The sequence below is a fragment of the Brevundimonas sp. genome, from assembly GCF_035626535.1.
Taxonomy (GTDB): Bacteria; Pseudomonadota; Alphaproteobacteria; order Caulobacterales; family Caulobacteraceae; genus Brevundimonas.
Window position 1 is genome coordinate 1 of record NZ_DASPNO010000092.1, and the last position, 12,063, is coordinate 12,063.

The following is a 12,063-nucleotide window of genomic DNA, read 5'->3' on the forward strand; positions in this document are numbered from 1 at the left end:
GCGAGACCCAGCTGGCCCGCCCGACCGCCGACGGCGTTCGCGAGCCTCTGAACCGCCGCGCCACCATCGACATCAACTTCTAAAGAGTTGAGGTCGACCGCTCTGGCCCCGGCCGGAGCGGGACACGGCAAGAAACAGAGCCGCCGGTCCCTCACGGGGCCGGCGGTCTTGCTTTGCATCTCTCCCCGGGCGCGGCGGGGTGGCCAAAGCCCGAGCCGCCCGCTATCTCCCGGCCACTGTCGAAAGGGCGAAACCGCATGCGCGTCGCGATGATCGGAACCGGCTATGTAGGCCTGGTCTCAGGAGCCTGTTTCGCCGACTTCGGCCACGACGTGACCTGCGTCGACAAGGATCCGTCGAAGATCGAGCGCCTCGAGCGGGGCGAAATTCCGATCTTCGAGCCCGGCCTCGACGATCTGGTCGCCGCCAATGTTCGGGACGGCCGGTTGTCGTTCGCCCTCGACGGCGCGGAAGCCATCCGGGCGGCCGACGCCGTGTTCATCGCCGTGGGCACGCCGTCGCGCCGCGGCGACGGCCACGCCGACCTGTCCTATGTCCATGCCGCCGCAGAGGAGATCGCCGGCCTGATCGAAGGCTTCACGGTCATCGTCACCAAGTCGACCGTGCCGGTGGGCACCGGAGACGAGATCGAGGCCATCATCCGCGCCCGCCGTCCCGACGCCGACTTCGCCGTAGTCTCCAATCCGGAATTCCTGCGCGAGGGTGCGGCTATCGAGGATTTCAAGCGGCCGGACCGGATCGTGGTCGGGGCCGAGGACGAGCGGGCCCAGGCTGTGATGCGCGAACTCTATCGCCCGCTGAACCTGAACGAGACGCCGATCCTGTTCACCGGCCGGCGCACCTCGGAGCTGATCAAATACGCCGCCAACGCCTTCCTGGCGATGAAGATCACCTTCATCAACGAGATGGCCGACCTGTGCGAGAAGGTCGGCGCCGACGTGCAGCAGGTCGCGCGCGGCATCGGCCTGGACAACCGGATCGGCTCCAAATTCCTCCACGCCGGTCCCGGCTACGGCGGCTCGTGCTTCCCCAAGGACACGCTGGCGCTGGTGCGGACGGCGGTCGATGCAGGCTCGCCGGTGCGGCTGATCGAGACCACGGTCGAGGTCAACGAGGCGCGCAAGAAGGCGATGGCGAGCCGCGTTTCGGCGGCGCTGGACGGCGATCTGGCCGGCAAGACGGTCGCCCTGCTGGGCCTGACCTTCAAGCCGAACACCGACGACATGCGCGACGCCCCCTCGCTGGACGTGGCCCCGGCCCTGATCGCCATGGGCGCGACGGTGCAGGCCTTCGACCCAGAGGGCATGAACGAGGCCGCGCACCTGCTGCCGGGCGTCGTGTTCAAGGACGGCCCCTATGATGCCGTCGAGGGGGCGGACGTGGTGGTCATCCTGACCGAGTGGGACCAGTTCCGGGCTCTGGATCTGAATCGCGTCAAACGGCTGTTGCGCCAACCGGTGATGGTCGATCTGCGCAACGTCTACCGGCCCGAGGACATGCGGGCCCGCGGCTTCCGCTATGCTTCGGTGGGGCGGCGTTAGCGGAGAGAGGCGGCGATAAGGACCGGCTGGTCCTTTGCCTGCGCTTCCGCCCGCGGCAGAAGGCTGCGTCCGACCCCGATCACCAGCATCGCCGTCACGACCGCCGAGACGACCGCGATCGCGCCGAGCCTGACGCCGTCGGTGAATTCATGGTCCGGCCGCACGCGTTTCCCCCGAGTCGAAACAACGTTTGTTATCCAGCACCTGCGCCCCGCCGCCGCAAGTCACGGAACGGTGTCCGGCCACACAAAAGGCGGAGCCGAAGCTCCGCCTTTCTCTTGATGCGTTATCGTTCGCCGCACGGCGGCTCGCTCCTCGAGCGCGTTGGCGTCAGCCCCGGAACGGGCGGATCAGGATCTCCACGCGCCGGTTCTGGGCCTTGCCGCTGGCCGTGGCGTTGGTGGCCACCGGTTCGCTCTCGCCGCGTCCGTCCACGTATAGCCGGTCGGGCAGCACGTTGCGGCTGACCAGATACTGGGCCACCGACGAGGCCCGCTGACGCGACAGATTCAGATTGTAGTCCTCGGCCCCATCGGAATCGGCGTGGCCGATGATGTCGACGATGGACTGGTCGTAGCGGTTCAGCACCGCGGCGACGTCGTCGAGCGTGGCGTAGAAGGCCGGATTGATCGACGACTGGTTGGAGGCGAAGGTCACGTCCGACGGCATGCGGAGGACGAGGTTGTCGCCCTGGCGGGCCACGCCCACGCCGCTGCCCGACAGCTCGGCTTCCAGTTCGCGTTGCTGGCGGTCCATGTAGGCGCCCACCGCCGCGCCGCCGAGCGCGCCGATGCCGGCCCCGATCAACGCGTTCTTGCGGCCTTCCTCTGAGTTGGAGGTGTTGGTCAGGTAGCCGAGCACGGCGCCGCCAATGGCGCCCGCGATGGCCCCCGTGCCGGTGTTGTTGCGGCGCGGGGTCGAGCTGTACGGGTCGGTCGTCGTGCAGGCGCCCAGCAGGGCGATGACGCTGACGCCGGTGACGATAAGTTTGGCGTGCATGTGGAAATGGTCCTTCCAGGTTCTGGTCGACGGGAACGCGGCCTTACAGTCAAGGTTCCGTCCGTCCTCTGCTGAACGACCGGCGAGCGCGGCTTCATCCGCGCCGGGCGCCGGCGCCCCCGCTTTGCCAAGATCGGCTCGCAGGGCGTATGGAAACGCCCGAATGCAGTTTTGAGGTCCCGCCATGGCTGACAGCCTGAGCTCCACCACCGCCCGCCGGTCGATCGAACCGGTGTCGATGACGCTCTACGACACCGATTTCCAGGCCTTCGCCGACAAGCTCGGCGCGTCGTTCAAGCGCTATGGCTTCGCGGTCATCGCCGATCACGGGCTGGACGAGACGGTGATCGACGCCGCCCTGGATGACGCCAAGGCCTTCTTCGCCCTGCCGGAAGACGTCAAGCGCCAGTACCATCAGCCGGGGACCGGCGGCGCTCGTGGCCTGACCCCGTTCGGGGTCGAGGCGGCCAAGGGCGCGGCCACCGTCGACCTGAAGGAGTTCTGGCACGTCGGGCGCGAACTGCCGGAGGGCCACCCCTACCGGAAATACATGCGCGACAATGTCTGGCCGACCGAGATCGAGGGCTTCCGCGAGCACCTGTACGGCATGTTCACAGCCATGGACGAGCTGGGGCGCAAGATCCTGCGCGCCATCGCCCGCTACCTCGAGCTGGGCGACGACTTCTTCGAGGACAAGGTCGAGCTCGGCAACAGCATCCTGCGCATGCTGCACTATCCCCCCGTCCCGGCGGACGCGCCCGGCGTCCGCGCCGGCGCCCACGAGGACATCAACGTCATCACCCTGTTGCTGGGCGCCGAGGAGGCGGGCCTGCAGCTGAAGGACGCCGACGGCGAATGGCTGGACATCGCGCCGCCGCCGAACGCCCTGGTGGTCAACATCGGCGACATGCTGCAGCGGCTGACCAATCACGTGCTGCCGTCGACGACGCACCGAGTGGTCAATCCGGCTCCGGAGCGGCGCGGCTTCGCCCGCTATTCGACGCCCTTCTTCCTGCACTTCAATCCGGACTTCGTCATCGAGACCCTGCCGACCATGGTCTCGGACGAGAACCCCGACCGCTACGTCGGCAAGGCCATCATGGCCGAGGATTTCCTGACCGAACGGCTGAAGGAAATCCGGCTGATCTGAGGGCAATGCGTTCCGGGTGAGACATGCTCGACAATGGCGTCGAAGACATAGCCGACACCGTAGACAAGCAAGACATCTTCGCGACGGCGGCCTATTTCGAAATCCGCAGCTGGGTGATGTCGCGGCCGATGGCGGCGAAGGCGTCAGACAGGTCGCCGGCGCTGGCCGCGATGTGGAAATTGCTCGGCGTGCTCGCGCAATAGGCCAGAACGCTGGCGGCCTGCCCCGTCGCCGCGATCTGGAAGCCCACCGTGTAGATCAATATGCCCTGGGCCTTGATGGCCTCGCAGAGAGCCCTGGCTTGCGTGAAGGCGTCGCCGTTGTTGGCGGTGCAGTTGTTCCTGTAGGTGGCGCTGGTGGCGCCTGTATTCCGGTCCGGTACGGCGTCGCAGTAGGCCGTGTTGAACTCGCCGTCAGTCATGATGACCATCGCCTTCAGGGTCTCGGAGGTGTCATAGGCGGCGGCCGTGCCTGAGGACCACATGCTGCTGAAGGTCGGCGAGAGGGTGTACCAGCCCCAGCCGATGCCGATGTGACCGGCGGTCGTGCCCTCGACCTCGAAATTATCGATCGCCGTCGTCAGGCTCCCCTTGTCGGAAGTGAGCGGCATCACCGCGTTGCCCAGGCAGCCGCCCGTGGTATCCGGATAGTGGCGGCCGACGTAGGAGGAGGCGCCGCTGGGCCGCGCTTCGGTCCACGCCTGGGCTCCAGTGCGCTCGGTGACGCACGAGCTGATCCGGTTCGCGACGAGATCCTCATAGACGTTCTCGAAGGCGAACCAGGTGCAGCCGGCCTGGGCGCACCACGACCTTCCGCCCGAGCTATAGGGGCTGATGGTCGAGCCATCGTCCGGGTCGATCGTGTAGCTGTTGGTCGTGACGTTGCCGACGATATAGGTCTTGTTGTTGATCTGGGTCATGCCGTTCACATCGGTGATGCGAACGTACTGGTTGTTCAGCAGGCCGTGGTTGGCCGCGGTGATCGTGATTGAGCAATCGTTGTTCTGGCACTTCTGGACCCGGCCATTGCCGCTGTATGAGCCGTAGCTGCGGCCGTCCACGCGGCTGCCGCCCATGGTCCAGAGTTCAAATGTGCGGGCCGTCCTGTTGGTCACCACATAGGGCTTGTTGTTCAACTGGGTCATGCCGCTGGAACTCGTGATCCAGACGATGTCGCCATTGACGAAGCCATGGTCCGTCGAGGTCGTGATAACCACCGGGCGGGCGCGGGTGGCCGAGGAGATGGTCCTCTGCGTGCCGGTGAGATTGATGACCGCATTGCTGATGTTGACCGAGCCGGTGACCCCGCCGCGGACCTGGGTGATATAGCTGCTGCCCGGGTTGACCGCGTTCGAGTACGGCACCAGCGCGACCTTGGAATAGTAGGGGGTCTGGACGTCCTGAACGACCAGATCGACCAGGTCCTTGGCGGCCTCGATCAAGGCTGCGATCCGGTCCCCGGCCATGGAGCCTGTCAGGTCGAGCACCAGCGCAACCTCGATATTGCGCGACGAGCGGTCGACCTCGGAGTGACCGCCGACCGGCAGGTAGTCGTCCATCAACTGGCCGTAGGGCGGCAGGAAGATGTTGGCCACGAGAGTCTTCACCTGCACCCGGGTGTCGGCGATGACCACGTCCTCGTCGCTGAGGGTGAAGCTGGTCTGATCCTCTTCGAGCGTGACGTTCGGATAGGACTGCAGGTTGGCCTTCAGCGCCGCGAGGCCGACGCGTTGCAGATCGGCGTCTTCGGTGTAGGGCGACCGGGCCGCCGCGAGAGCCGCGGCGTCGAGGGCGTCCTGCAGGTTCACCCGGACGGTCGACAGCCGGTGGATATCGACGCCGCCGAAGGTCATCAGGATGAGGACCGGCAGGCTGAGGCCGAACAGCATGGCGACGTTGCCGCGCACATCGCCGCCCAGCCGCCGTGCGAGGCCGCAAGCGCCGCCGATTGCGCCGTCAATCCAGGTCTTGAGCCCCATCGCCGATCCCAGCCGCCTCCGCCGCGGGCGCAATCCGCCCACGGTTTCCAGACGATTGTGAAGCAAGCCCGTTAAGAGAAGCCCCAACAGCGAAAGTTAACAACACCAGCGTTGTGTGAAAGGTCAGGCCTCCCAGCCGCAGTCCTCGCCGCGATTCTGCTCGGTCAGCCACACGTTGAGCGGGGCGAAATAGGCCGCGATCGCCGAGGCGTCGTTCTCACGTTGCCCGGTGAAAGCCTGCATCGCCTCCGGCCACGGACGCGACTGGCCCATCTCCATCATGGCGTTGAAGCGCTCGCCGACTTCCTTGTCGCCGTAGATCGAGCAGCGGTGCAGCGGGCCGGTCCAGCCGGCCTGCTCGCAGGCCGCCTTGTGGAACTGGAACTGGTAAATATGGGCCAGGAAGTAGCGGGTGTAGGGCGTGTTGCCCGGGATGTGGTATTTCGCGCCCGGATCAAAGGCGTTCTCGGGCCGCGGGCCCGGCGGCACCAGTCCTTGGTAGCGCAGCATGTTGGCGGTCCAGGCGTCGTTGTACTCCTCCGGCGAGGTCTCGCCGTTGAACACGCCCCAGCGCCAGCGGTCGACCATCAGGCCGAAAGGCAGGAAGGCGATCTTGTCGAGCGCCATCTTGAGCAGGAACGGGATGTCCTCCTCCTCGCCCGGAACGGTGTCGAGCAGGCCGATCTGGTTCAGATAGGTCGGGGTCAGGGCCGAGAGGCCGACGAAATCGCCGATCGCCTCGTGGAAGCCGTCGTTCGCCCCGTTCTTGAACAGGAACGGCTGATCCTTGTAGGCGCGTTGGTAGTAGTTGTGCCCGAGCTCGTGGTGGACGGTGTAGAAGTCGTCGCCGTTCACCTGGGTGCACATCTTGATGCGGATGTCCTCGAGGTTGTCGAGATCCCAGGCGGAGGCGTGGCAGACCACCTCGCGGCCCTCGGGCCGGGTGATCATCGACCGCTCCCAGAAGGTCTGGGGCAGCGGGTCGAGCCCCAGCGAGACGTAGAAATTCTCGCCGGTCCGGACCATCTTTTCGGCGTCATAGCCCTTGCTGACCAGCAGCTGGGTCAGGTCGTAGCTGGACTGGCCGCCGCTCGGCGGGGCCACGACGTCATAGATGTTGCCCCACTGCTGCGACCACATGTTGCCCAGCAGGTCGGCGCGGATCGGGCCGGTGTCGGGCTGGACCTCGTCGCCGTACTTCGCATTGAGGCGGTTGCGGACATAGCAGTGCAGGTTCTCGTAGAACGGCTTCACCTGCGCCCACAGACGATCGGTCTCGGCCGCGAAGGCGTCGGGCGCCATGTCGTAGCCGGCGCGCCACATGGCCCCGGTGTCGGCGAAGCCGAGCTCGCGCGAACCCTCGTTGGCGATCTCGACCATGCGGGCGTAGTCGTCGGCCATGACCGGCGAGATGGTCCGCCAACCCTCGTACAGGGCTTCCAGTTCGGCGGGGTCGCGCGACTCGGCCATCAGGATGGTGGCCTCGTCGAGGGTGATCTGGCGGCCCTTGAACTCGAATTTGCCGGTGGCGTAGGTCGAGTCGAGGCGGGTGGTGATGTCGGCCAGTTCGGACGCCGCCCCGGGGCGGTTCGGCGCCGGCAGCACGATGCCGAGGCGTAGCAGGTTCAGCTTGCGGCGGACGTCGGCCGGCACCTCGACATCGTTGAAGCGGGCCGCGCCGTTGGCCAGTTCGACCTGGAGCTCGGTGTATTCGGCGTTGATCCGGCTCTCCAGCCACATGGTGTCGTGGGTGATGTTGGTCGCCCGGGTCCACTGGATGCGCGCCGCCTCCTCGCTGAGGGCGGCGAGGCGCGTCTCGGCGTCGGCGACGAAGGCGATGGCAGCCTGGGCCGTGGCCGGTGCGGCGGCCTGGGCGCGGATCGCGTCCGCAGCGGCCCGGGCCTCGGCGGGGGCCTGGCGTTCCGCCTGCTCCATGCCGAGGCTGGCGCAGCCCGCCGCGAGGCTGAGGGCGCAGGCGGCGGCGGCCGTCATCAGGGTGCGTTTCATGGTAGTCTCCCGGGGGCGTTTCGGCGTCAGGCGGTTGTTCCGCCTTTTTCGGCGCGCAGGTGAGGCGAGCGGAGCGGTGCCGTCAAGCGTGACGGTTAACCGAGCACGCAGGCGGCGAGGCCGTCGTTGCGCACCGTGCGCATCGCCGCCTGCACGCTCGACGCCCGGCGCCGGATGTAGGGTCCCGGCGAGGAGGCGTTGTAGCGCCGGGGCGACGGCAGGATGGCGGCCAGCCGCGCCGCCTCGCGGGCGCTCAGTTCGGAGGCGGGCTTGTCGAACCAATGCCGGGACGCCGCCTCCGCGCCGTAGACGCCCGGAGCCCATTCCGCGACGTTCAGATAGACCTCCATGACCCGGCGTTTGCCCCAGGCCGTCTCGATCAGCAGGGTGTAGCCCGCCTCGAACCCTTTGCGGATCCAGTCTCGGCCGGGCCAGAGGAAGACGTTCTTGGCGGTCTGCTGGCTGATGGTCGAGCCGCCGCGCATCCGCCCCCCTCTCCCGTTGGCCTTCAGGGCTTTTTCGATCGCCTTCATGTCGAAGCCGCGGTGCTCGCAGAAGCGGGCGTCCTCGGAGGCGATCACCGCCTCGACCAGCCGGGGCGAGATGTCGTCCAGCGAGCGCCAGCGGTAGGACAGGCCCTCGCCCTCGAACAAGCGGGTGACCATCAGGAAGGTTATCGGCGGGGGGACCAGACGGTGGACGACGACGGAGGTCAGGATCAGGCCCGCGAGGACCAGCACGGCCGCCAGAGCCGGTCGGCGTGTCTTGATCGGGACCTGCTTCGCCATGCCGCGAGGGTGGAGCGGAAGCGGGACCGGGGGCAAGGGGCGGGGGGGCAAGAAAAAACGCTATGGCAGAGTCGGCAGAGTCGGCGCCGGGGTAGCCGAAATTCGTTGTGGCAGAGTCGGCAGAGTCGACATCGGCCCCGGGGAAATCCAACGACCTCGCGATTTCGCCTTGTCGACTCCGCGACTCCTGCAGCGGAGCGGGGGCCGGCGAGGAACGCAGGAAGCAGTATGAGGCCGTTCCTTTGTCAGGCGGGAAGAGAGCTTCAAGAAAAGGCTATGCCGTTGATCCCGCACGGAATCGTTCGAGCAATCGGACTATAATTCCGCGGATTGCCAGCACAGCGTCACGGTTCTCGTTCGTCATCTTCCGGCGCGCGGAGCGAGACCGGGGGATGACGAAAAGGGAGGGAAATCAGCCCTCGACCCCGGCCACCCCGGCCTGGCCGTCCTCGTCCGCCCAGGCGACGCGCTTGCCGTCCGGGCTCATGGCGAGGGCGGTGACCGGCGCGCCCTTCTCCGCCTTCAGGAAATTGAGCCCGTGCCCCGCCGGATGGGCCAGCCAGACGCGGCCGTCGTTGAGGCCGGCGGCGATGACGGCATGTTTGGGCTGCGAGGCCACCAGCGCGACGAGGCTGCCTTCGTCGAAGCCGATCTCGGTGGCCTCGCGACCCATCGGCCCGTTCGAGCCGATGAACGGCCAAAGCACCGCGCCCTGCGCCCCCGACGTGGCCAGCAGCTGGCCGTTGGCGAGAAAGCTCATCGAGCGGACCTTGGACGGGTAGCCGCCCATGCGCAGGTTCTTCTGGTCCTTGACGCGCCAGCCGTGCAGCTGGTTGTCCTGCATGGCGGTGATGACGAAGGCGCCGTCCGGCGACCAGCCGACCGCCGTGTGCGAGCCCGCCCATTTGAGGAAGGTCGGCTTCTGGTCGGCGATACGGGCGAACCACAGGGCCGCGCCGCCGTAGGTCGAGGTGGCGATGCGGCGCCCCTTCGGCTCGAAGGCGACGCCCGAGACGGTGCGCTCGTGCACGAAGTCGCGGCGGAACGCGGCGTCCTTCGCATCGATGACGGACAGGGTCTTGCCGGCCGAGAAGGCGATCAGTCCGCTTTTGGCCGAGGCGTCGATGGCGTCGATCCACTGGCCCTTCGAGGTCGCCAGCACGCCCGCCTCGCCGCGCCGGTGCCAGATCACCCGGCCGTCGTCGCCCCCGGTGACCACGCCGTCGCCGGACGGGTGGACGGCGGCGCACAGGATGGCGCCGTCGTGGGCGGCGCTGAATTCGCCGCCCTCGAAGCGCACCGAGCCGTCGCCGAGGGCGAAGACGGCGCTGGTCCTGTCGAACAGGGCGACGGTGACCTGGGCGTCGTAGGTGTGGGTCTTCATGGGCCCCGTTTAGCCGCCGGGGCGGGGCGGTCAATCTGGCTTGCGATCAGCCGGCGGCGGGTTGCGTTCCGTGCTCCCGCAGGATCGAGGCCCACAGCTTCTCGACCTCGCCCAGCCCGTCCTCGAAGGCGCGGCGTTCGGCTCGCAGGCGGGCGGCCTCGATCGCCTGTTCGGAGCCCCAGAGATTGGACCGCTGGTCCTCGGTGGCGGTGACCTCGCCCGTGCCGTAGACGAAGCCGGTCCTGACATCGACGATCATGAAGGCGCATGTGGCGTTCACCACCGCCTTGCGGGTGGGCAGGAAACCGAGCGCGATGGTCTGCAGCGGCCCGACGTCTGCGCTCTCGGTGCGGAATCGGGTGTCGATGGTGTAGATCAGCAGGGCGTCGGCCTTCAGCTGGGCCGCGGCCGAGCGCAGGTCGCGCGTATTGCCGAGCCGGGCCGGGACCAGCAGGCGGCTGACCGGGGCGACCGCGGCGACCCGGGGCATGCGGCCGAGCCTTGCGAAGCTCTCGTCGGTCTCGATGTCGCGGGCGGTGACGATGCCGAAGGCGCCGGTTCCGACGCTGTCGTTCGAGCCGCTGCGGTAACCCGGAGCCGCCACCCGGACGACGGCCAACTGCGCCGGGAAGGTCATCGCGGGCTCGCGCTGGAAGGCGGCCGCGATGTCGCCGTCGTTCTCGGAGATCGCCCCCAGCGAAACGCCGGCTCCCGGCGTCGTATAGGTCGAGCAGCCGCAGAGCAGGGCCAGGCAGGCCACAAGCGCCAGTTTCCTCATCGCGTCCTCCCGCCACGAGACTAGCGATTCGAGTGAGGCTGAACAGTGGCCGTCGCCGGCACGGTCAGGCGCGCCCGTGCGTCTCCACCCAGCGGCGGGTCATCAGTCCGGCGCTGGCGTAGGCCTCCTGCAGCTCCACGCTCCAGTAGGTCAGGCGGTCCAGCGGAATCGGCCGGCCTGAGACGGCGCAGACGACATACTCCCCCGGCTTCAGCACATCGAAGTCCGGCGTGCCGTAGCGCAGGGTGGCCGGGCGGGTTTCGGTCGACAGCGGCCTGGGCGGCGGGTTCTCAGGAGCGTCTCCGGCGAGGTCAACGGATCAGGCGGCGCAAGCCTCGAAACCCTCGCGCAGTTCCGCCTCGTCGAGGTCGCGGCCGATGAAGACGGCGCGGGACCAGCGGCGCTCGATGGCGCCCCACGGCTTCTGCAGCTCGCCCTCGAGGATCATGTGCACCGCCTGGAAGACCAGCCGGCGGTCCTCGCCGGCGACGTCGATGATGCCCTTGGCGCGCAGGATGTTCTGACCCTGCTCGCCGAGCAGCCGGTCCAGCCAGGCGGTGAATTTCGTCCCGTCCATCGGCCGGTCCAGCGACAGGGAGATGCCCTTGATGTCGTCCTCGTGGGCGTGGCCGCGCGCACCGTGTGCGCGGTCGTGTTCATGATCGTGGGCGTGATCGTGATGATCGTGATCGTGGCCGCAGTGCTCGTCGTGAACGTGGCCCGCCTCGCCGTGGGCGGGGTTGGCGAACTGCGGGTTGATGTCGAGGATGCGCTCCAGATCGAAGCCGCCGAGGCCCAGCACCTGGTCCAGCGGCACGTCGGCGCGCTCGGCCCGGGTGATCGGCGCCAGCGGGTTGAGCTTGCGCAGCCGCCGCTCGACCTCGGCCAGTTCGATGTCCGACGCCAGATCCACCTTGTTGAGGATGATGCGGTCGGCGAAGGCGACCTGCTCGCGCGCCTCCTTCGAATCGTCGAGCCGGGCCATGACGTGTTTGGCGTCGACCAGGGCCGTGACGCTGTCGAGCTGCGTCTTCGCCTTGACGTCCTCGTCGACGAAGAAGGTCTGGGCCACCGGACCGGGATCGGCCAGGCCCGTGGTCTCGACGATGATGGCGTCGAAGGCCGGCTTGCCGGGCCGCTGGCGCTTCATCAGGCCGGAGACGACGCGGATCAGGTCGCCGCGCACGGTGCAGCAGACGCAGCCGTTGTTCATCTCGAACACGTCCTCGTCGGCGCCGACCACGAGGTCGTTGTCGATGCCGATCTCGCCGAACTCGTTGACGATGACGGCGTAGCGCTTGCCGTGGTCCTCGGTGAGGATGCGGTTGAGCAGGGTGGTCTTGCCGGCGCCGAGGTAGCCGGTGAGGACGGTGACGGGGATCTTGTCTGACATGGGCCGCTAGATGGCGGCTGCGGG

Annotated in this window: 11 protein-coding genes; 2 read left to right on the forward strand and 9 right to left on the reverse strand. The window is 67.7% G+C overall.

The annotated features are described in order from the left end of the window. The first annotated feature begins 257 nt into the window (after positions 1-257). Positions 258-1,562 (forward strand): UDP-glucose/GDP-mannose dehydrogenase family protein, encoded by a 1,305-nt coding sequence (locus VEC04_RS13850; protein WP_324777579.1) that lies wholly within the window; start codon positions 258-260, stop codon positions 1,560-1,562. Here VEC04_RS13850 and VEC04_RS13855 read toward each other — a convergent pair. Both VEC04_RS13855 and VEC04_RS13860 read right to left on the reverse strand, forming a co-directional pair. Beyond that, positions 1,559-1,726 carry a hypothetical protein gene (locus VEC04_RS13855; protein WP_324777580.1) on the reverse strand — a complete coding sequence of 56 codons (168 nt, stop codon included), beginning with the start codon at positions 1,724-1,726 and terminating at the stop codon, positions 1,559-1,561. The genes VEC04_RS13850 and VEC04_RS13855 overlap by 4 nt on opposite strands. Positions 1,727-1,892: 166 nt before the next feature. Next, positions 1,893-2,561, reverse strand: a complete 669-nt coding sequence (locus VEC04_RS13860) for an OmpA family protein (RefSeq protein ID WP_324777581.1) — start codon at positions 2,559-2,561, stop codon at positions 1,893-1,895. A 184-nt stretch (positions 2,562-2,745) separates the two neighbouring features. Here VEC04_RS13860 and VEC04_RS13865 point away from each other — a divergent pair, with 184 nt between their 5' ends. Then, entirely contained in the window at positions 2,746-3,711 is a 966-nt protein-coding gene (locus VEC04_RS13865; protein ID WP_324777582.1) for an isopenicillin N synthase family dioxygenase, read from the forward strand. Between the two features lie 91 nt (positions 3,712-3,802). Here the strand turns inward: VEC04_RS13865 and VEC04_RS13870 are convergent, their stop codons facing one another. The 7 genes from VEC04_RS13870 to VEC04_RS13900 all read right to left on the reverse strand — a co-directional run bounded on the left by VEC04_RS13870 (position 3,803) and on the right by VEC04_RS13900 (position 12,039). Beyond that, on the reverse strand, positions 3,803-5,689 hold the full coding sequence (locus VEC04_RS13870) for a ubiquitin-activating E1 FCCH domain-containing protein (RefSeq protein ID WP_324777583.1): 1,887 nt from the start codon (positions 5,687-5,689) through the stop codon (positions 3,803-3,805). Positions 5,690-5,812: 123 nt separating this feature from the next. Continuing rightward, the gene (locus VEC04_RS13875; protein ID WP_324777584.1) at positions 5,813-7,696 is read right to left on the reverse strand and encodes a M2 family metallopeptidase; all 1,884 of its coding nucleotides are present in this window, start codon (positions 7,694-7,696) and stop codon (positions 5,813-5,815) included. Positions 7,697-7,791: 95 nt separating this feature from the next. Next, complete coding sequence (mtgA, locus tag VEC04_RS13880; protein ID WP_324777585.1) at positions 7,792-8,484, reverse strand: monofunctional biosynthetic peptidoglycan transglycosylase; 693 nt, start codon at positions 8,482-8,484, stop codon at positions 7,792-7,794. A gap of 412 nt (positions 8,485-8,896) precedes the next feature. After that, on the reverse strand, positions 8,897-9,868 hold the full coding sequence (locus VEC04_RS13885) for a WD40 repeat domain-containing protein (RefSeq protein ID WP_324777586.1): 972 nt from the start codon (positions 9,866-9,868) through the stop codon (positions 8,897-8,899). A gap of 46 nt (positions 9,869-9,914) precedes the next feature. Beyond that, a complete protein-coding gene (locus VEC04_RS13890) occupies positions 9,915-10,646 on the reverse strand; it encodes a hypothetical protein (RefSeq protein WP_324777587.1) in 732 nt (243 codons plus the stop codon). 64 nt (positions 10,647-10,710) lie between these two features. Next, positions 10,711-10,863, reverse strand: coding sequence for a DUF2093 domain-containing protein (locus VEC04_RS13895; protein WP_414642684.1), 153 nt, complete (start codon positions 10,861-10,863; stop codon positions 10,711-10,713). A gap of 102 nt (positions 10,864-10,965) precedes the next feature. Beyond that, positions 10,966-12,039 (reverse strand): GTP-binding protein, encoded by a 1,074-nt coding sequence (locus tag VEC04_RS13900; RefSeq protein ID WP_324777588.1) that lies wholly within the window; start codon positions 12,037-12,039, stop codon positions 10,966-10,968. Positions 12,040-12,063: the final 24 nt, after the last annotated feature.